General features: G+C 68.0%; 17 protein-coding genes and 1 riboswitch. Of the genes, 7 read left to right on the top strand and 10 right to left on the bottom strand.

Going from position 1 to position 20,107, the window contains the following annotated elements; all coding sequences use genetic code 11:
* Nucleotide 1: 1 nt before the first annotated feature.
* Both ON40_RS23175 and sthA read left to right on the top strand, forming a co-directional pair.
* Nucleotides 2-547 carry a LeuD/DmdB family oxidoreductase small subunit gene (locus ON40_RS23175; protein WP_174435064.1) on the top strand — a complete coding sequence of 182 codons (546 nt, stop codon included), beginning with the start codon at nt 2-4 and terminating at the stop codon, nt 545-547.
* Between the two features lie 70 nt (nt 548-617).
* Complete coding sequence (sthA, locus tag ON40_RS23170) at nt 618-2,018, top strand: Si-specific NAD(P)(+) transhydrogenase (RefSeq protein WP_040826097.1); 1,401 nt, start codon at nt 618-620, stop codon at nt 2,016-2,018.
* A 154-nt stretch (nt 2,019-2,172) separates the two neighbouring features.
* Here the strand turns inward: sthA and metE are convergent, their stop codons facing one another.
* The 4 genes from metE to ON40_RS23150 all read right to left on the bottom strand — a co-directional run bounded on the left by metE (nt 2,173) and on the right by ON40_RS23150 (nt 6,561).
* Nucleotides 2,173-4,482, bottom strand: coding sequence for a 5-methyltetrahydropteroyltriglutamate--homocysteine S-methyltransferase (gene metE / locus ON40_RS23165; RefSeq protein ID WP_051193450.1), 2,310 nt, complete (start codon nt 4,480-4,482; stop codon nt 2,173-2,175).
* Nucleotides 4,483-4,576: 94 nt separating this feature from the next.
* Nucleotides 4,577-4,808: riboswitch (cobalamin riboswitch) on the bottom strand.
* A gap of 113 nt (nt 4,809-4,921) precedes the next feature.
* A complete protein-coding gene (locus ON40_RS23160; RefSeq protein ID WP_040826095.1) occupies nt 4,922-5,482 on the bottom strand; it encodes a histidine phosphatase family protein in 561 nt (186 codons plus the stop codon).
* The gene (locus tag ON40_RS23155) at nt 5,479-6,339 is read right to left on the bottom strand and encodes a CbtA family protein (protein ID WP_040826094.1); all 861 of its coding nucleotides are present in this window, start codon (nt 6,337-6,339) and stop codon (nt 5,479-5,481) included. The genes ON40_RS23160 and ON40_RS23155 overlap by 4 nt, the downstream gene beginning before the upstream one ends.
* 21 nt (nt 6,340-6,360) lie before the next feature.
* Nucleotides 6,361-6,561: a CbtB domain-containing protein gene (locus ON40_RS23150; protein ID WP_040826177.1), complete on the bottom strand. Its 201-nt coding sequence runs from the start codon at nt 6,559-6,561 to the stop codon at nt 6,361-6,363.
* Between the two features lie 99 nt (nt 6,562-6,660).
* Here ON40_RS23150 and ON40_RS50075 point away from each other — a divergent pair, with 99 nt between their 5' ends.
* The gene (locus ON40_RS50075) at nt 6,661-7,128 is read left to right on the top strand and encodes a Uma2 family endonuclease (protein WP_444543723.1); all 468 of its coding nucleotides are present in this window, start codon (nt 6,661-6,663) and stop codon (nt 7,126-7,128) included.
* Here ON40_RS50075 and efeB read toward each other — a convergent pair.
* From efeB to ON40_RS23130, 5 genes are all read right to left on the bottom strand, one after another.
* Nucleotides 7,038-8,273 (bottom strand): iron uptake transporter deferrochelatase/peroxidase subunit, encoded by a 1,236-nt coding sequence (gene efeB, locus ON40_RS23145; RefSeq protein WP_040826093.1) that lies wholly within the window; start codon nt 8,271-8,273, stop codon nt 7,038-7,040. The genes ON40_RS50075 and efeB overlap by 91 nt on opposite strands.
* Before the next feature lie 47 nt (nt 8,274-8,320).
* Complete coding sequence (efeU, locus tag ON40_RS23140) at nt 8,321-10,450, bottom strand: iron uptake transporter permease EfeU (protein WP_040826092.1); 2,130 nt, start codon at nt 10,448-10,450, stop codon at nt 8,321-8,323.
* A 178-nt stretch (nt 10,451-10,628) separates the two neighbouring features.
* Nucleotides 10,629-10,829, bottom strand: coding sequence for a hypothetical protein (locus ON40_RS52025; protein WP_157186388.1), 201 nt, complete (start codon nt 10,827-10,829; stop codon nt 10,629-10,631).
* A 125-nt stretch (nt 10,830-10,954) separates the two neighbouring features.
* The gene (gene curA, locus ON40_RS23135; protein WP_040826091.1) at nt 10,955-11,971 is read right to left on the bottom strand and encodes an NADPH-dependent curcumin/dihydrocurcumin reductase; all 1,017 of its coding nucleotides are present in this window, start codon (nt 11,969-11,971) and stop codon (nt 10,955-10,957) included.
* A gap of 84 nt (nt 11,972-12,055) precedes the next feature.
* Nucleotides 12,056-13,459, bottom strand: coding sequence for a glycoside hydrolase family 27 protein (locus tag ON40_RS23130; RefSeq protein WP_040826090.1), 1,404 nt, complete (start codon nt 13,457-13,459; stop codon nt 12,056-12,058).
* 183 nt (nt 13,460-13,642) lie between these two features.
* Between ON40_RS23130 and ON40_RS23125 the strand changes: the two genes are divergently transcribed.
* The 3 genes from ON40_RS23125 (at nt 13,643) to ON40_RS23115 (ending at nt 18,271) form a co-directional block, all read left to right on the top strand.
* Entirely contained in the window at nt 13,643-14,665 is a 1,023-nt protein-coding gene (locus ON40_RS23125) for an NAD(P)/FAD-dependent oxidoreductase (RefSeq protein ID WP_245567953.1), read from the top strand.
* 313 nt (nt 14,666-14,978) lie between these two features.
* Nucleotides 14,979-17,609 (top strand): hypothetical protein, encoded by a 2,631-nt coding sequence (locus tag ON40_RS23120; protein ID WP_157186387.1) that lies wholly within the window; start codon nt 14,979-14,981, stop codon nt 17,607-17,609.
* A gap of 8 nt (nt 17,610-17,617) precedes the next feature.
* Nucleotides 17,618-18,271 (top strand): hypothetical protein, encoded by a 654-nt coding sequence (locus ON40_RS23115; protein ID WP_040826088.1) that lies wholly within the window; start codon nt 17,618-17,620, stop codon nt 18,269-18,271.
* A 258-nt stretch (nt 18,272-18,529) separates the two neighbouring features.
* Here the strand turns inward: ON40_RS23115 and ON40_RS23110 are convergent, their stop codons facing one another.
* Nucleotides 18,530-19,738 carry an AI-2E family transporter gene (locus ON40_RS23110; protein WP_083895859.1) on the bottom strand — a complete coding sequence of 403 codons (1,209 nt, stop codon included), beginning with the start codon at nt 19,736-19,738 and terminating at the stop codon, nt 18,530-18,532.
* A 201-nt stretch (nt 19,739-19,939) separates the two neighbouring features.
* On the opposite strand from ON40_RS23110, the gene ON40_RS54735 reads away from it, so the two are divergent.
* A complete protein-coding gene (locus ON40_RS54735; RefSeq protein ID WP_085997777.1) occupies nt 19,940-20,092 on the top strand; it encodes a DUF6131 family protein in 153 nt (50 codons plus the stop codon).
* Nucleotides 20,093-20,107: the final 15 nt, after the last annotated feature.

Below are 20,107 nucleotides of genomic sequence, written 5' to 3'. Positions count from 1 at the left end.
CATCTCGGGCCGGGTCTGGGTCTTCGGCGACTCGATCGACACCGACGCGATGTATCCCGCGTTCGCCATGAAGATGGATGTCCCCGAAGCCGCCCGGCACGTGTTCCACCAACTCCGGCCGGGGTGGACCGATCAGGTCCGGCCCGGTGACATCGTCGTCGCGGGAAGGAATTTCGGCGTAGGATCCTCGCGCCCGGTCGCCACCCTGTTCCGCACGCTCGGCGTCGCCGCCCTGCTGGCCGAGGATTTCAACTCACTGTTCTTCCGCAACGCCGTCAACGCCGGTCTGCCGGCGTTGACCGTGCCCGGCGCGCGGACCGTCTTCCGCGACGGCGAGGAGGTCACCGTCGACATCGCCACCGGCGAGTACCGCAACGACACCACGACCACGACCGGCCGCACCACCCCGCTGCCGCCGCTGATTCTGGAAATCCTGGCCAGCGGCGGAGTTCTGGCCCGACTGGCCGAACAGGGATATCTGCCGATCGAACTGCTCGAGGTGTTGCGGTCGGGAGCGGTCCCGGTGGAGAGCGGTTCCGGGGCGTAGCGCCGGGCCCGATCGATCCGGACCCGCTGTTGCACCTGTGGATTTCACCTTTCGCTGTCACACTGGCCGCATGTACGACTACGACGTTCTGGTTCTCGGATCAGGTCCCGGCGGTCAGAAGGCGGCGATCGCGACCGCGAAACTGGGTAAACGAGCCGCCGTGGTGGAACGGCGGGACATGATCGGCGGGGTGTGCATCAACACCGGCACGATCCCGTCCAAGACCTTGCGCGAGGCGGTGCTGTATCTGACCGGCCTGAGCCAGCGCGAGATGTACGGGCAGAGTTATCGGGTGAAGGAGGACATCACCGTCACCGATCTGCTCTCCCGGGCGCAGCACGTGATCGGCCGTGAGGTCGATGTGATCCGGAATCAGTTGTCCCGCAACCACGTCACGGTGCTGCCCGGGATGGGGTCGTTCCTGGACGAGCACACGATCGAGGTGATGGACGGCACCGGCCGGGAGACCCGGGTGACCGCCGAGAACATCGTCATCGCCACCGGAACCCAGCCCGCGCGGCCGGAAACGGTGGACTTCGACGGGAAGACCATCATCGATTCGGACGGAATCCTGCAGCTCGAGCGGGTGCCGCAGTCGATGATCGTGGTCGGTGCGGGTGTCATCGGCATCGAGTACGCGTCCATGTTCGCCGCGCTGGGCTGCAAGGTGACCGTGGTGGAGTCGCGCGAGCGGATGCTGGACTTCTGCGATATCGAGGTGGTCGAGGCGCTCAAGTACCACCTGCGCGATCTGGCGGTGACCTTCCGATTCCGGGAGACGGTCGCCGCGGTCGAGCGGCATCCGCGCGGTGCGATCGCAGTCATGGAGAGCGGCAAGCGAATTCCCGCCGAGGTGGTGATGTACTCGGCCGGACGGCAGGGCATGACCGAGACGCTGCGCCTGGAGAAGGCCGGTCTGAGCGCGGACAAGCGCGGACGTGTCTCGGTGGACGAGTACTTCCGCACCGAGGTGCCGAACATCTACGCGGTCGGCGACGTCATCGGTTTCCCGGCGCTGGCCGCGACGTCGATGGAGCAGGGCCGCCTGGCCGCCCATCACGCCTGCGGCGAACCGGTGCAGGCGCTGTCCTCGTTGCAGCCGATCGGCATCTACACCATTCCGGAGATCAGTTTCATCGGCCGGACCGAGGACGAGCTGACCGCCGCACGCAAACCGTACGAGGTGGGCATCTCCCGTTACCGCGAACTGGCTCGCGGCCAGATCATCGGCGACTCCTACGGCGTGCTGAAACTCCTGGTCTGCAGCGAGACCCGTGAACTGCTCGGCGTCCACGTGTTCGGCACCGGCGCAACCGAACTCGTTCACATCGGCCAGGCCGTGATGGGCTGCGGCGGCACCGTCGACTATCTGGTCGACGCGGTGTTCAACTATCCGACCCTGGCCGAGTGCTACAAGGTCGCCGCGCTGGATGCCATGAACAAGATCCGCCAGATCGAACACATGGACTGACGAGCCCTCGATCGCCGGTGCCGCAACATGATTCGGCACCGGCGTGGCCACGTGGCGGCGGTGTGCAGTAGATCCCGACCGTGACATCGGAATCAGCTCGCCCCGGGGCCGATCCCGCCGTTCGGCGTCGAGGGACGCCGACCGGCGGGGTGGGTCATGCTTGGCGTAGCGCCGTGGCGGCGGTGACCATGTTGCGGAGTGAGGCGACGACCTCGTCGGTGCCCCGGGTTTTCAGGCCGCAGTCCGGATTGACCCAGAGACGTTGGGCGGGAACCGCTTTCAGTGCCCGACTCAGGGACTCGGTGATCTCCTCCGCGGCGGGGACGCGGGGGGAGTGGATGTCGTACACACCCGGGCCCACACCGAGGTCGAAGCCTGCGGCGTTGAGATCGTCGAGTACTTCCATGTGCGAGCGCGCCGCCTCGACGGAGGTCACGTCGGCGTCGAGTTCGGCTATGGCGCCGATGATTTCGCCGAATTCCGAATAGCACAGGTGGGTGTGCACCTGGGTCGTATCGGCCACCCCGGAGGTTGCCAGGCGGAACGCGGCCACCGCCCACGCGAGGTAGTCGGGCTGATCGGCCCGGCGCAGCGGGAGCAACTCGCGCAGGGCGGGCTCGTCCACCTGGATGATCGCGGTGCCCGCGGCTTCCAGATCGATCGTCTCGTCCCGGATGGCCAGCGCGATCTGCCGCGCGGTGTCGGACTCCGGCTGATCGTCGCGCACGAACGACCAGGCCAGGATGGTCACCGGGCCGGTCAGCATGCCCTTGACCGGTTTGCCGGTCAAGGACTGCGCGTACGAGATCCACTCGACGGTCATCGCGGCGGGCCGGGCGACGTCGCCGTAGATGATCGGCGGCCGTACGCAGCGGGTGCCGTAGGACTGCACCCAACCGTTGCTCGTCGCGGCGAATCCGTCCAGCTGCTCGGCGAAATACTGCACCATGTCGTTGCGTTCCGGCTCGCCGTGCACCAACACGTCCAGGCCGATGTCCTCTTGCAGCGCAACGACTTCGGCGATCTCCGCACGCATCCGGGCGTCGTATTCGGCGCCGTCGATCTCACCGCGGCGCAACGCGGCGCGCGCCAGCCGGATCCGGCCGGTCTGCGGATACGAGCCGATGGTGGTGGTCGGCAGCTGCGGCAGGCCCAGGCGTGCCTGCTGGAGTTCGCGTCGCTGATCGGCCGGAGCCCGTCGGGTGTCGGCGGCCTCGAGCGCGGTCAGCCGGGTGCGAATCGGCTCCACGCGCAGACGCGGATCCGCGCGGCGGTCCCGCAGCGCCGTGCGCGCGATCTCGAGCCGGTCGGCCACCGCGGCAGGCCCCTGCTGGACGGCCGTGGCCAGGGTGACGATCTCCGCGACCTTCTCCGCGCCGAATGCCAGCCACGAGGCCAGGCGCGGCTCCAGGTCGGTCTCCGCCTCGAGCGAATACGGCACGTGCAGCAGCGAGCAGGAGCTGGATACCGCCACCGATGCGCCGCCGTCGGACAGCTCGGCGAGCGCGGCCAAGGCCGCATCCGGATCGGTTCGCCACACGTTGTGCCCGTCGACCACACCGGCCACGATCAACGTCTCGGTCAGCGTGCGGGCGACCGGCAGATCGGCCGTCCCACCGGCCACCAGATCCACCGCGACGGCGTCCACGCCGGTGCGCGCCAACGGTTCCAGCGCCTCGCCGAGACGGCCGAAATAGGTGGCGACCAGGATCTTCGGTCGCGAGGACGACGTGGCGAGACGGCGGTACACCGTGTCGATGGCGGCCAGTTCGGCCGCGCTGAGGTCGGTGACCAGCGACGGCTCGTCCATCTGCACCCAGTCCGCGCGCGCCTCGGCGAACAGGGTGAGCAACTGCTCGTAGAGCGGAAGCAGATTCTCCAGCCGATCCAGCAGATCGGCGCCGTCGATCGCCTTGGCCAGCTTCAGGAAGGTGATCGGGCCGACCACCACCGGACGAGCCGGGATCCCCAGCGCCTGCGCCTCGCGCAATTCGGCCAGCGGCTTGTCCGGATGCAGCGAGAACTGTGTCCCCGCAGCGATTTCCGGCACCAGATAGTGATAGTTGGTGTCGAACCACTTGGTCATTTCCAGCGGCGCGACGGTATCGGTGCCGCGGGCCGCGGCGAAATACCGGTCCAACTCGTCCTCGATGCCCTGCACGCGTTCGGGCAGCGCACCCAGCAGCACCGCGGTGTCCAGGACGTGGTCGTAGTAGGAGAAGGTGCCCACCGGCACCGAATCCAATCCGGCCGCGTGCATCGAGGTCAGCTGCGCGGTGCGCAGGTCGGCGGCGACGCGATGCAGTTCGGCGGCGTCGATGCGCCCGCCCCAATAGGCTTCGACGGCCCGTTTGAGTTCCCGGTTCGGGCCGATGCGCGGTGCGCCCAGCACCGTCGCGGTGAATGTGGTGTTCGTATCAGGCACGGTTGTGCTCCTGGTCGACAGTGGACGGTCGCCACCCATCGAACGTGCGCTGACGGAGCCCTCACAGCATGATCACCGTGCCTGGTTCCACTCGGCGCACACCCTGTCCACGGGGCGACGACCGCCGGATACGGCGTATCCGGCACAGACGGCAGGTCTTCGGACTCACGGGCGCCGATTCGTGTGAATCGACCACGGCAGGCAGTGCTGCCGGGCTGGTCCTAGCGGCCGTCGCTTCCCAGGTCTCGTACCCAGTGCCTCTGACGGCAGTCGTTCCCGTTCACCGCTGCGGGACAGTCCCGGATTCTCACCGGGTTCCCTCTCACCCGGAGCCGGGGTACGAGACCGTCGGCGACCGGGCTTCGACGCCGGAGGGTGAGTTCGGGGCTCCTCAGCTACACCGCGGCGAACCAGCTGCACCGTCCAGCATACGACGCCGTGCCGTGGACGTGCATCCCGGTCGCGCGACGCGATCGCCTCAGAGTGGCCGGGCGGTGCCGCGCACGGTCCACGAACCCCCGCGGAAATGCAGTGTGGTCGCGCTCGATGGCGGAATGTCCAAGCGCCAGAAGGAGATCGGCGGTGCGTCGAGGGCGAGCAGAATGCAGGCCCGTACGACACCGGGATGGGTGAACGCCACCACCCGGCTCTGCCGCGTCGCCACCTCGGACAGCCACGTCTTGGTGCGCGCCAGCAGGTCGGTGACGGATTCGCCGCCGTGCGAACGGAATTCGGGATCGGTCAGCCAGCCCATCAGCTGGGCGCCGGGAATCGCGTCCATGCTCGCGCCCGCCCAGGAACCGGAATTCAGGTCTGCCAGAGCGGGTTCGGTGACGCCGTCCAATCCGAACAGGGCAGCGGTCTGCGCGGTCCGCACCTCCGGGCCGATCAGCACCAGATCGGCCCGGAGAGGTTCGGGCAGTTCGCCGTCCCGCTCGACCGCCCGGACGTCGAGCGGTTCGTCGAGCGGGAAGCGCGCTGTCCGTACGGCGTCGGTGATCGCGTGCGTCACCAGGGTCAGCCGCGTGGGTGAATTCATACGATCGGCGCGGCGGTCGTGGCGTCCGAGTTCGCGGTCCCGGTGTCCCGGCCGAACAGACGCGGAGCCAGCGAGGCGAATCCGACGCCGATCACGGTCCACAACAGTAGTTGTGCCGCAAAGGAATACAGCCGGAACAGATACAGATCGTCGGCCGGGAATCCGGGGAAGACGATATGTCCGGCGGCATCCTTCAGCGGTTGTGGCGTCTCGGTGGCGTAGTCACCGTAGGCGTGATTCACCGACAGATGTCCCAGCGAGGGCAGCAGGACGATGGCCACGGCCACGACCACGACGAAAGCCAGTGCGGAGACCAGCGCCGAATTCCAATTGCCCAGGCGCGCCTGGAGTTTGCGGCCCAGCCAGATCGCGGCCACCAGCACGACCGCGCTGATCACCACCATCAGCAGGTACAGCGCGGTGCGTTCCTCGATCGACTCGGGATGCCCGATCGACGGTGGATTCGCCGGATACTTCAGGAACGGCACCGCGTACAGGACCAGGAACATTCCCCCGGCCACCAGCAGCGCCAGATTCCGCGGCGTGATCCGCCCGACCCGGCCCACGCACAGGCAGTACACGACCGCGAACAGCGCGCCCATCGCGATACCGAACACGATCATGCCGAATCCGACACCGACGCTGGACTGCACCGACCGGCTGAACAGGTCCGGACCGTCCGCGGGCAGCGGGAGTCCCGCGGCCTTGTCCAGCGCCTGCTGGGCCTCGTCCCGGCCGCTCTCGTAGTCGATCGCCCGCTCGATGACGGGTTCGGCCAGCAGGCGCGCGAACAGGAACGCCAGTAATCCGCCGAGTGCGCCGACCAGCGCACCTCGGCCGATGATTCGCTTTTCCATTGTGCTACTCGATTCCCGCGCCTAGTGGCAGGGGAACCCGAGGAAGTGCCGGGCGTCGTGCACGAATTCGTGCACGTGCATATCGCTGCCGAAGATCGACACAGCGCCCTGGTCCACGCCGATGAAGTAGTAGGCGAGCAGCGCGAGCACCGTCGTGCCGACGAGCCACAGCGCGGTGGTGGGAATGGAAAGAGGAATCGCACCGGTATCGGTGCGCGGCACGTACGACGTGGCCACGGCAACTCCTTGCCTTCGGGGGATCTCGCGTCCCCATCGATGATGGAACCAGCGGCGCACGGGGTCTGACTCACATCCGTTCGGATGCTCACAGTGGCGCGACCGTTCCGGAGTTACACCGGATTCCTCGAATCGCCGCTGAGACAACCATACGAAACCTGCGACACGCCGGTCAATCGCCTCCGCGATCCGACCACACCGCAGGGCGGTGCGAACATCGGTGCCGCAACCCCGATGGAAAACCAAACCGACCGCTGCGGACACCTACTGGTGGTCGAGGTCGTATCGCCGAATACGGTGACGGCCGATCTGGTCGGGAAGCGCGCCGAGTACGCCCGTCTCGGCATTCCGTCCTACTGGATCGTGCGGATGGTCCAGGACGATGGGCCCGCGGCATCGATTGGAATCAGCTCGATCTGGGGTTGGACTGACCGCCGGTCGGGGATCCGGTGGATGTTCGGTCAGGCGAGCATCCCGCGGCCGTACCAGTCGTCCTTGTCCGCGACGCCGGGCAGGGCGAAGAAGTATCCGCCGCCGAAGGGCTGGACGTAGTCGGTGAGCGGTTCGTCGATCAGACGGGTCTGGATGGCCTCGAACTGACGCTTCACATCCTGCTGGTAGCAGGAGAAGATGTGGCCCGTGGCGAGGTTGCCGTTCGGGTCCACGCCCAGGTCGTAGTTGTAGGACCGGCGGACCAACTGCTGTCGCGCGGTGTCGGGGGTGCGCGGATTGGCAAGGCGGATATGCGAATCCATCGGGATGACCGATCCCTTGGGGTCCGCCGCGTAGTTCGGGGTGTCGAATTCCTGGTTGCCGTCCAGCGGCGCACCCGAATCGCGGCGGCGGCCGAACATGTTCTCCTGCTCGGTGATCGAGACGCGGTCCCAGAACTCCACCAGCATGCGGATCAGGCGCACCACGTGATAGGTGCCGCCGCGGGTCCAGGCGGGCTCGTCCGCGCCGTCGGTCCAGATCAGCGATTCGGCTTCCGAGCCGGTCGGGTTGGCGGTGCCGTCCTTGAAGCCCAGCAGATTTCGGCCGGTGCCCGACGGACGCGGCGGGGAGTTGTAACCCTCGATCTTCCAGCGCAACTGGAGCGCACCACGGGTCTGGCGGGTGATGTCGCGAATCGTGTGGTGCACCGTATCGGGATGGTTCGCACACAGCTGCACCAGCAGATCGCCGTGCATCCACGCCGGATCGGGGGCGTCGTTGGGGAAGGTGCGCATCGGGGTCAGCTTGGCGGGCTTGAGTTTCGCCAGTCCGAACCGGTCGTCGAACAGGCTCGCGCCGACGCCGGTGGTGACGGTCAGGCCGTCGGCGGGGATATCCCCACCCAGCACCGCACTGTCCGAAGGCGGTTCTCCCACACCGAGATCCGGCGCCGCGCCACCGGCGGTCAGGAAGCGCGCGCGGCCGGTGAGCGTCTTGAACAGATCGACCAGCTCGGCTCGGTTCGCGGTGGTGACGTCGAACGCGGCGAAGCAGGCCGCATTCTGCTTGCCCGAGGGCCCCGGGGTCAGGATCCCGGCCTGATGGGTGCCGTGGAACGGGTACGACGACGCCATCGTGCTCTGTCCGGTACCGGCCGCGGCCGCGTCCACGCGGGCGCCCTCGGCGAGTACTCCGGCGGTCAACGCGGTTCCGGCCGCACCCGCGACGGCGCCCGAGAAGAATCGGCGGCGACTGACATCCATCGTGAGGTCCTACTTACTGTGTCGGGGGTGGAGTGTGGGGCCGAAGCTCAGTGCGCGAGTGGAACTTCGAGCAACCGTGGCACCCGGGCGAGGTCTTCCAGGGCCGCGCCGAGCGCGGCTCGCACGGCCTGCTGCTGGGCCTGCGGCGTCTGCGCGGGCGCGCGCCACTTGCCGTTGTCCTGAGTGGCCAGCAGCGCCGCGTGCAGGGTGTCCAGGTGGGCGGACAATTCCGTGCGCAGGCCGGGGGATCGGGCATCCAGCAGGGGACCGAGTTCGTCGAGCACCGTGCGGGTGATGTCGATATCGGCGTCGGTCAGCGGGTAGGCCGATCCGGAGCCCTCGTCGTCGTTGCCGAACAGGTGATCGCGCAGGGCGTCCTCGAGGATCTCGTGCGCGCGGATCGGCAGGTTGGTCGGATCGCCCGCCAGATCGTCGCTGCCCAGATTCTTCTGGATGTTCGCGATGTCGCCGCCGAGCCGATCGATCACCGGCATCAGCTGATCGGGGCCCTGACCGTGCCAGAGGCCGTATTCGATGCGGTGCAGGCCGGTGAAACCCTCGTCGGAGGTGCCGCCGGGCAGGCCGTCGGGCAGCCCGTCCACGGCCGTGCCCGCTTCGCCGAAGCTGTTGTAGGACGCGCCGACACGTTCCCATTCCATCTGCGCGTTGAGCCAATCCGCTTGCGCGGCAGGGATGTTGTCGGCCTGCACGTCGTTGCCGATCGCGGTGACCGCGCCGGCGAGCCGGCTCAGCGCCTGGTCGGCGGCTGCCTGGTAGGCGTTGTTGGCGGGGGTCAGATCATCCGCGGTGACCGGTTTGACCGCGGGCGGGGCATCCCCGGACGCGCCGCTGACCTGCACCGTCGGTGAGGTGGTCTTGGGCTTGCCGGACATCAGGCAGGTGATGGTGTAACTGCCGTTGCCCAGCGTCGCGGTCATGTCCGCGGTGGTGGCCGGGCCGATGGTCTCGATCTCGCCGACGATCGCGCCGCCCGCGTCGAGCAGGTTGATCTCGCCCGCCTTGCTCGTCTTGTTCTGGATCGCGAAGGTCTGCGTGCCGGACTTGCCGGACTTCCACTCGGGTGCGCAGGAGCTGTCGCTGATCGACACGGCCTGGACCGAACCGTTGCTGCTGGAGGGCAGCAGTGCGATCGCGATGCCCGCGGCCACGACGGGGACCACGACCAGTGCGGTGGCGACGAGCGGCAGGCGTGGCCCGGCGACGCGCTCCCACCAGTCCGGCGTGGGCTCGGCGTCCTGCGTGGCCGGAGCGGTCGCGGATGCGGTTGCGGTCTCGGCGGTTTCGGTGCCGGGCGCGGTGGCTGCCGCTGTCGTTGCGGCGGCAGGCGCCTCGGCCGGACGGCCCGCCCGCACGAACAGCGGGATCACCACGGCCAGGTACCCCACCCATGCGACAACCTGCAGCACCCGCATCTTGGGCGTGAGTTCGGTGATGCCGGAGACGATCGCGACCCACCACGAGTTCGGGTCCGCGTGCGCGCTGATATCGAAGGCGATCCAGTTCACGCCGGGCAGCCACCCCGCGTCCTGCAGATCGCCCAGACCGTACGCGAGCACACCGGCCGCGATGACGATCAGCAGCACCGCGGTCCGGTTGAAGAACACCCCGAGGTTGAACCGCACGCTCTGCCGATACAGCAGCCAGCACAGTGCGACGGCGATGAGCAGGCCCAGTGCTGCACCGATCAGGGGGGCCACCGTGGCGCCGGAGGCCTTGACCGCGGTCCAGACGAACAGCGTGGTCTCCAGCCCCTCCCGGCCGACCGCCAGGAATGCGGTCAGCGCCAGTGCGCCCGCGCCCAGGGCCGCGGCGCGCACGACCTCGCCGCGCAACTGTTTGGACAGCGTCGCCGCCGTGCGCCGCATCCAGAAGATCATCGCGGTCACCATGATCACGGCCAGCACGCTGAGGATGCCGCCGACCGCCTGCTGGGCCGAACTGGACAGCACGCTGGTCGAATAGGTCAGCACCGCTGCGAAACTGCCCGCCACCGAGATAGCGCCGAGCAGGCCGAGCCAGATCGGTGCGGTGGAGACGGGACGTTCCGCGGTCGCTGCCTTGCGCACAGCCGCCAGTAGGATCGTTACGACGAGACCGGCCTCGAGACCTTCCCGAAGGCAGATCAGCAAGTTCGGTACAGCCTCAGCCCAGTTCACACTGCCAAAGGTAAGGCATACCTATATGCCAGGTCCAATCGTTCGGCGCCGAATTTTGTGAATTGCCTGAAAGTCGTGGCGGAACCGCCTGTGTACTCCGCTGTGCAGCACGGCGTGCACGGCCAGGGTGTTCCGGCTCGGTTGACGCCGCGGGTGCGAGACGAGAGCCCGCGACGAATCAGGCCGAGGTGCGGATGGCGGTTCCGGCCAGATCGACGACGAGTTCGCCGATCATGTCGCGGGTGGCGCGGGCGCGGGCCAGGGCGGGGTCGAGCGGATCTGTGTCGAGGAGATCGATCAGATCGTTCACCGAGCCGAAGATGGCGACGAGCCGTCGCACCGCAGCACGCCGCTCGGTAGGCGCGAGGGGTAATGACATGGTGCTCACATGACTGGTATCGCCGTCGCGGGGCGCATGTTTCACATCCGGTGGTAAGTCACTTCGTGGCCCCGCCGCGACGGGCCGCGGCCGTCGATCGGCGCGCGGCCCGCAGCACAGACCGCTCAGTCCGCTACGTGCACAACGAGTTTGCCGAGGTTCTTGCCGACCAGCAGTCCGCGGAACGCCTCGATGGTCCCGTCGAAGCCTTCGACCATGTCCTCCAGGTAGTGCACCCGGTCCCGCGCGATCCACTGCGACATCTGCTCGAGGAAGGCGGGCATCTGCTCACCGGCGAATTCGGTCTGGATGAAGCCGCGGATGGTCAGGCTCTTGCGCAGCACCGCCGACATGAGCATCGGCAGCCGGTCCGGCCCCTCGGGCAGGCCGGTGGCGTTGTAGTCGGCGATCAAGCCGCACAACGGAATTCGCGCGAAGGAGTTGAGCCGCGGGAACACCGCGTCGAAGACCGCGCCGCCGACGTTCTCGAAGTAGACGTCGATACCGTCCGGCACCGCGGCGGCGAGCTGTTCGGCGAAATCCGGTGCGCGATGGTCGAGTGCGGCGTCGAAACCGAAACGTTCCCGCAGCAGCGCGACCTTCTGCGGACCACCCGCGATGCCGACCGCCCGAGCGCCATGGATCTGCGCGATCTGCCCGACCGCGGATCCGACCGGCCCGGTGGCCGCCGCGACGACCACCGTCTCACCGGGCTGCGGCCGGCCGATGGTGAGCAGACCGGAATACGCGGTGAATCCCGGCATTCCGAGTACGCCCAGCGCCGTGCTCACCGGCGCGGCGGCCGGGTCGAGGCGGCGCAGATAGCGCACCTGCTCCACCGAATGGGTCTGCCAGCCGCCGTAACCCAGCGCGATGTCACCGGATCGCAGTGCGGGATCACGGGATTCGAGGACGCGCGAGACCGTCGCGCCGACCATGGTCTGCCCGAGCTGCACCGGGGGCGCGTAGGACGGCGCATCGCTCATCCGCCCGCGCATGTACGGGTCGAGCGAGAGGTAGAGCGTCTCGAGCAGCGCCTGCCCCGTATCGGGTTCGGGCAGCTCGACGGTCTCGGTCCGGAAATTCTCGGGTTCGGGCATGCCGACCGGGCGCGAGGCCAGGACGATCCGGGTGCTCTTCATCGGTGCTGCCACCTCCGGTGAGTCGGAATCGGTACGCGCAAGAGTCTCCCACGCGCCACCGCGGCGAAAGCGAGGACCCGCTGCTCAGTCGCAGTGCGGGGTCACCCGCAGCAGTGCGGCGTCGTGCGGCGCCAAGGTCTTCGCGGTGAGTGCGCCGGTCGTGGTGGCCGTGGCGTGCGACCACAGGTCTCGCACGGTGTAACAGGATGCCGGGGCCAGGCCCGCGGCGTGGGCGCTGGTGGCGACGTCGGCGGCGGTATCGGCGCGGTTGAGCAGCACCACGGCCGTCGACCCGTCGGACAGGCTTTTGGTCATGACCCGATCGTCGGTCGGCAGGAACGCGCCCTGTACCGACCCGGGATCCTGATCGACCGCGATGACGTCGCGATCGGTCAGCACGGCCCGGGTCTGCGCGGACATGGTGCGCACATCGTTGCCCGCGATCAGCGGCGCGGCCAGCATCGCCCACAGCGTGAAGTGCGCGCGCTGTTCGGCCGGGGTCAGGCTGTATTGCGGATTACGCAGGGCGGCAATCTGTTCCGGGCTCAGGGTGACCATTCCGGAGAGTTGTTCGACCGCCGTGCGCCCGGCCCGCTGCTGATCCTGGGTCAGCGGAAACACCTTCAGCAGAGTGCCGGGCAGCGTGCCCACATGGGTGCCGAGGAATTCCGCGAGCTGGGTGCCCACCACGAGCATGTCCGGATCGTTCCAGTGCCCCGGATGGCTGCGCCCGGCCAGCGGCGCGGCGGCGCGCACCTGATCGACCACGCCGAGGAACTGCTGCGAGGCGAACTGGTTGATCGAGATCGGCGGTAATGCGTTGCGCCAGAACGGGAACAGATCGTGCGCGTTGCGGGTGACATCGGAGATGCGCGACCAGTCGTAGTCGGCAGCGGTGTCCCGATCCGAGCTGTTCGGGTTGATGCTGTAGACGATGTGACGTCCGCTGGCGCGCAACGCATCTCGCATGGCGGTGAACTTGCGCACCTGATCGCTCAGGTCGCTGCTCGCGCGGCACCAGTCGTATTTGAGGTAGTCCACGCCCCAGGCCGCGAAGGTCCGCGCGTCCTGCACCTCGTGCCCGGCGCTCGCATTCTGCAGGCTCTGCCCGCAGGTCTCGTTGTACGGGCTGGAATACAGGCCCAGCAGCATGCCGCGCTGGTGCGCGTAGCGGGCCAGGGCTGCCATCCCGTGCGGGAACTTCTCCGGATCGGCTTGCAGATCGCCCTGTGCGTCGCGATCGAGGGCGGCCCAGCCCGCATCCAGATCGACGTAGCGGTATCCGGCGTCGCGCATGCCGGAGGCGACCATCGCATCGATCGTCGTCTCGATATTCTTCTCCGACAACGCGATTCCGGAGTTCCAGGAGTTCCAGCCCATCGGCGGGCCCGCTGCGGCGGGTGCTGCCGCCGCGGACGGCAGAGGCAGCAGGCATATCGTCGCGACGAGGCTGCCGAGTAGACCGGCCCATCGGCCTCTGCGAACCACGCTGCCTCCCGCCGGTCACGCCCGGCGCGCTCACCGGGTCGCGCACCACGGTGGCATATCGGTACGGGGTGTGCGCGTCCGGCAATGTGCGCGGGGTGATGTCCGGCCGCATTTTGCTGATTCAGCAAAACTACTTGCCGGAATTGGATGCCGTCCGGAGTGTGGTGTGTCGAGGAGGTGGTCATGGTGACCGAGCAATTGCAGGACGGATACGACGTGGTCGTGGTGGGTGGCGGTGCGGCCGGGCTGAACGGGGCGCTGATGCTCGGCCGGTCGCGGCGATCGGTGGCGGTGATCGATTCCGGCGCACCGCGCAACGCGTCCGCCGACGGGGTGCACGGGCTGCTGGCCCGCGAGGGCACCCCGCCCGGTGAGTTGCTGGCCCGCGGTCGCGCGGAGGTCGCCGGATACGGCGGGATCGTGGTGACCGGTGAGGTCACCGCGCTCGGGCGGGACGCGGACGGATTCGTGGTGAGTCTGGGCGACGGCAGGTCGGTGCGGGCGCGGCGGCTGCTGGTCACGACCGGTGTGGTCGACGAACTGCCCGATATTCCGGGACTGTGGGAGCAGTGGGGCCGCGATGTGGTGCACTGCCCGTACTGCCACGGCTGGGAGGTCCGCGATCAGGCCATCGGGGTGCTCGGCACCGGGCCCATGTCGATCCACCAGGCGCAGCTGTTCCGGCAGCTCAGCGATGACGTGGTCTACTTCGCGCACACCGCGCCCGCGTTGTCCACCGAGCAGGCGGTGCAGCTCGCCGCGCGCGGTATCCGCGTGGTGGAGGGCACGGTGACCGCGGTGGAGGTGACCGACAAGCACATCACCGGTGTGCGCCTGGCCGACGGCACGCTGGTTCCGCGATCGGCCGTGGCCGTCGCCTCCCGGCTGGCCGCCCGCGCCGGCTTCCTCGCCGGAATCGACCTGCACCCGGTCGAACATCCCAGCGGCGCAGGCGATCACATCCCGTCCGATCCCGTCGGGCGCGCCGAGGTCGAGGGAGTCTGGTTGGCGGGCAACGTCACCGACCCCTTCGCACAGGTCGGCGCGGCCGCCGCGGCCGGAGCCACGGCGGGTGCGCAGATCAACGCCGACCTGATCCTCGAGGAGACTGCGCAGGCCGTGGCCGCCTACGAATCGCCGTTCTCCGCGGCGATGGAGGCTCAGGTCGCCGCGGCGGCCGGTGGTGAACGCGCGCACGGACTGTAGCGCGTAGCGATCGGCCTTCCGGTCCGGAATCTCGGAACTGCGCATTGCCGGTAGCCCTTCGACCGCGGCGGAGGCTACGGGTCGTTGTCTTCGGGCTGACGGCGGCTCGAAGACCCTGCCGCGGTCGGCGAGTGCACGGCCGCCGGTTGCCGCGGTCGCCGGGAGTTCTCGGTGGCTGCGCCGGGAGTTTCGATCCGCTGTCGACGTGTCGCTCGATCCCGTTGCAGCACCGAAACTTCCTGGTACCTGTCGGTGCCCCGTCGTACGATTGTCCTGGTCGGCGCGAGGGGTGACCGACTCGCGAGGAGGGGCCGTGACCGACGCTTCGAGGCCGGGATATCCGGTGCCGCCGGGTCATTCGTTCGGTGTTCCGCAGCCGTCGAACGCGCCGGGATTTCCGCCGTCGAATTCTCCCGGGCCGCAACGTCGTTCCCGGGGTTTGCCGATCGTTCTCTCGGTGCTGTCCGTCCTGCTGATCGTCGGGCTGGTGGTGTTCACGGTGGTGCGGATCGGGCAGGTCTCCGACACCACCGCCCAGCGGCAGCAGGTCGCGCGGGAGAACCTGGCGACGGCGCAGTTGCGGCTGACCCGCACTCCTGCTGTGCATTTCACCGGCAGGATGCTCGGGGGCGTGAGTTCGTCGTCGCAGTGGTTGCAGGTGGATCTGATGGTGACCAACGTCGGCGAGGCGACCGGGACGGTCGGCACCTCCTCGGGCGCGTCGCTGAACTACTTCGCCACGGGCGGGAAGTCCTTCCTCGAGGGCGCGGCGGATGCCTGGACCGCGTTCGGCGTCCCGGCCGACACCGCCGCGAACTACGCCGGACACAAGGTGCTGATTCCGCCCAGCCTGTTCACCGCCGACCCGGCCACGGTCCTGGCGCCGATCAATCTCGCCGTCGCCCTGGATCCCGCTGCGGCACATGACAAACCGCTGCGCATCGGCACGCCGGTGACTATCGCCGGCCATCGTTCGACACCGGTGACCAGTGGGAATGTCACTGTTTACCTGAGCGATCCGGTTCGGCACACCGCGCAGAGGTCCACGCCGTCCCCGACTACTTCGTCCGCACCACAGGGCACTGCGACGTCGGCTGCGTCACCGCCGCCACCGGCACCCACAACCCCCACTCCGGTGTTGCCCGCGCCCGCGACACCGACGCCCGCGCCGCAACCGCCTGCAACACCGTCGCCCGCGCCGCAACCGCCCGCGGCGTCGTCGGTCGCGCCGCCGCCTGCGACACCGTCGCCCGGGACGCGACCTGTGGGCATGTCGTTCCCGGGGACGCAGTCGGCTGTGGCAGCGACGATCGCAATGTCGCCGGGGGCGCCGTCGCCTGCAGTGTCGCCTTCAGGGGTGTCGGTGCCCGCAATGTCGTCGCCGGGGACGCTGTCGGCGCCCGCGCGGCAGCCCTCTCCGGGGACGCAGTCGGTCGCAACAACATTGGCTCGGACGCAGTATCCCGAGGTGCGGTCGAGGGCCACGTCGTCGGTCGCGATACCGCCCTCGCAGACGTCCGGTCCTGTGTCCCTGAGGCTTTCGTCATCATCGTCGGCCGTGGTACCCGCGCGGTACACCCCGGCGCATCGCGGTCCTGCTCCCTCCGGAGTGCCGAGTTCCGACGAGCCGTCTGCGAATGAGTCCGGCGACCCGGTGCCCGATATCGACCGGATCGTGGTCGACGCGGGCGCGAGTGCACCGGGCGAGCCGCAGTTGCCGCAGATGGACCTGAACACCAGTTCGGCGGACGGCGACAGGACCGAGGATCTCTACGACGCGATGCCGGATCAGGTGAACACCCTGTCCGATGCCATCGATTCGCGAGTTCAGTTGAACGGCACCGTCACCGGACACTTCCTGCAGACTCCGTGCGACGGCGTCTGCACCGTGGAATTCGATGTGTCCAACACCGTCACGGCCGGTCCCGGAATCACCATCGAATCGGTCGATTTCACCTATCAGGTCACGATGTCGGCCGAGGTCGCGATGAATCTCGGGCCGGAGTGTCAGGGCGAGGCCGTCATGCCCGCCAATGGTTCGAAGACGTTGACCTGCACCGCGACCTACGTCCCGCCGGTGGCGTCGTACGAGGGGGAGACCTTCCCGATCGAGGCCAGGGTCGTCTGCCACGTTCGGGCGATGGGGAACGCCCAGGTCGACGCGGTGCGCAAGCAGGTCACCGGCAATGGTCAGAAGGTTCCGGCGCTGAATCCCGACGAGCCCGAGGACGCCGCCGACGCCGCGCAACGCCATACCGATTCGGGCAGTCCGATTCCGCAGCAGCAGTGGACCCGGGAGTACAACCGGATCTCCTCACGGGCGCCCGGCACCGGCGGGATGCGGTCCGAGCAGGAGGAGGCGGTGTCCGCGGCGCTGGATCGCCTGTCGGTCAAGCAGGGCGACCGGGCCAAGATTCTGGCGAATCTGCGGGCCGGTGATCGCACGCCCGCGGGTGCGGAGGTCGCCGAGATCATTGGCTCGGAGCATCTGAAGGATATGGAGGGCTATGCCGACCAGGTCTCGGCGCTGGCCCAATCCAGTGCCACCGGGCGCAGCGCCGCGGCGCAGCAGTTGCGTTTCGGTGACGAGCTGTATCGCCGCGGTCAGCGAAATCTGGTCTTCGAGCGGAAGGTCGACGGGGTCTACGACATCGATGTGGGGGTGAAGGGCTCCGATGGTCACCTGCTGTACGGCTATCAGCTCAAGGAGACCGGAAATCCGCGCAACGCCTCGAACAGCGTTGTGCGGCAACTGGTCAACGCACCCGCCGATCACAAGGTCGGCATCCTCGACGTGCCCTTCCCGGCCTCGCAACTGAGCGATGCGACCGCGCAGAGTCTGGCGCAGTCGGCTCAGCGCGGTGGTCTCACCTACTACCTTCGATTTTCCGATGGCGCCACCCGTACCATTCCCGGAGACGGATCGGTATTCCCTGGCGGGTGAGGTGAGCGATGTCTGATCGGACGCTGTTGCGCGCCCCGCATTTCAGCCTCACCTGGACGTGGTGGCCCACCGAGGTTGCCGACGGTCCCGCGGCGCAGTTCGAGGTGGCCGCCCGGCTCGCCGACATCACCGCCCGGCACGGACTGCTGCGGCCCGACCGGCTGCGTTGCCAATGGTGTGTGGCAGGCAGGATCGTTCCCAGGGTACTGACCACGATCACCCTGGACCACCGCTTGGACGATCCCGCCACCGCCGAGGCATTGCTCGAGGCTCGTCCCTCCGACCTGGATCCGGCTGCCACGATCTGCGACCTGGTCCTCACCGGCCCGGGAACATGGTTGGACGAGAACGCAATTCCGCACACCGAGGACGACATCCTGTTGCTGGACATCGATCTCGCCCGACCCGACGCCACGGTCACCGCCGAGACCTTCCACGACATCTGGATGCCGCACGATTTCCACGGCGCCCCCCACCCGAACATCCACCGCCACAACGCCCCCCGCCTAGCCGCAACCCTCACCGACATCGCCGCAACCCTGCGAACCCCGACCGATCCGGGCGACCCGTCCCCCTACGGCACCCCGCTCCCACAGGGCCTGACCAACGCCCTCGACGACACCGGCCACCCCGCCGACGTCCTCCCGCACCATCCGCGATGACAATCAGGGCCGCCTCATCTCAACCGACGAGCCGTCGCAGCACCGATCGGACCTCCCCGGCGGTGTTGCGGTCATCCTCGCCGTCCGACAGTTCGGCCTACCGGGTGAGGCTTTCGATCACCACATCCCGGATTTCGTTGTCGGTCACCGTGAATGGAAGCAGACGGAACGCGGCCCGGCCGATTGCCGAGGTCCATCGCCAACGTTCGATTATGTTCTCTCGTACCGGCAAGGCCCGCACGCCTCGTTCAGCGGAACCTAGCGCTCGTCCAGAGACGGCAACACCGTCTCGCTGATGATCAGCAGCACCGCGGCGGCGACCGGGATGGCGAGCAGGGCACCGACGATCCCGAGCAACGCCCCGCCGAGCAGAACCGACACCACTGTCACAATCGCCGGCACCCGGACCGTTCTGCCGATGATTCTGGGCACGAGTATGTAGTCCTCGAACAACCGCAGGACGATGAAGAAGACGACGGTGGCCACTGTGACGGGCACCGATACGGTGAGTGCGACCACGGCCACGATGATCCCGGCGATGGTGGAACCCACCACCGGGATCAGGTCCAGGACGGCGACCAGGACGGCCAGCAACAGCGGGTAGGGCACGTCGAAGATCAGCAGCCAGATGAAGGTCAACACCGCGGTTATCACCGAAATGACCACATTCCCGAGGATGTAGCCGCCGACCTTCACGAAGATCTCGTCGCCGATCAGTATCGCCCGCGGTCGGCGTGAACGCGGAAACAGCCGGTAGATCGAGGCACGAACCTGTGCGAAATTGGCCATGAAGTAGCCGGTCAGCACAGCGACGATCACCGTGCCGCTGACGATGCTGAACACGAGCCGGCCCGCGCCCAGCACACCACCGGCCAGCTTCGAGGAATCGGCCCCGACCCCCTGCCGGACTCGGTCCCGGAGATGGAAACGAGTGTTGAGCACATCGATGAGGGGATACCGGTGCGCAAGATGGTCGAGGTAGTCCGGAGCGTTGTGCACCAGCGCGCTGCCTTGGGTGACCAGCGGAGGTATCGCGGCCGCGAGGAACCCGGCCAGCAAGCCGATCGCGACCACGAATACCGCGGTCACGGCGGCCCATCGCGGAAACCACGGCCGCACCAGCCACGACACGACAGGTTCCAGACCTATTGCCAGGAACAGCGCGATGGTGATCAAGACCAGCACCTGACTGGCGGCGATCACTGCTTGGATCGCGCCGTAGGTCACCGCGACTCCGGCCGCGCCTGCCATGCCGACCATGAACGGCGATCGCGGATCGAATCGCCGCCCGTGCTTGCCCAGCGGGTTCTGCGTCGTGCTGGCCTGCGCCGCCGCCGCTTCCGCGGTGACGATCGGTCCGCCTTCGTCGATGGTGTGGGGTTGCCCGACCAGGTCACCATGGCCCTGCTCAGCCCCGTCCGGCGTGTGGCGCTCCTCGGTTGGTCCTTGGTCGTCCTCTTCGTTCATGGCGTGGATCCACGGGGTTGCGCAATAGTCGGTGCGCCCTCTTCTGATTTCCCCTGCCGGCTTGCGCAACGCCGTGACACTGTCGAGCTGCGACTTCGATAAACAGAGGTGTATATCCCTGGTCCTGGGTGGCCACTGGAATGTGCCGGCCATCGGGTTGCTCGTCGTGGCTTCGTTCTTCCCGTGGTCGGGATGGGCGTAGTGATCGTTCTCGGGGTCATCCTTCTTATCGTTGGATTCATATTCAGTATCCCCATCCTCTGGACGATCGGGATCGTGGTCCTGGTCATCGGGCTAGTGTTACTGCTGTTGGGGGCGATGGGCCGCGCGGTCGGCGCCCGACGCCATTACTAATGACCCCCTGGATCG

Origin of the sequence: Nocardia jiangxiensis NBRC 101359 (assembly GCF_000308615.1) — a bacterium.
GTDB classification, from domain to species: domain Bacteria; phylum Actinomycetota; class Actinomycetes; order Mycobacteriales; family Mycobacteriaceae; genus Nocardia; species Nocardia jiangxiensis.
This window is presented reverse-complemented; position numbering and strand designations above follow the sequence as displayed.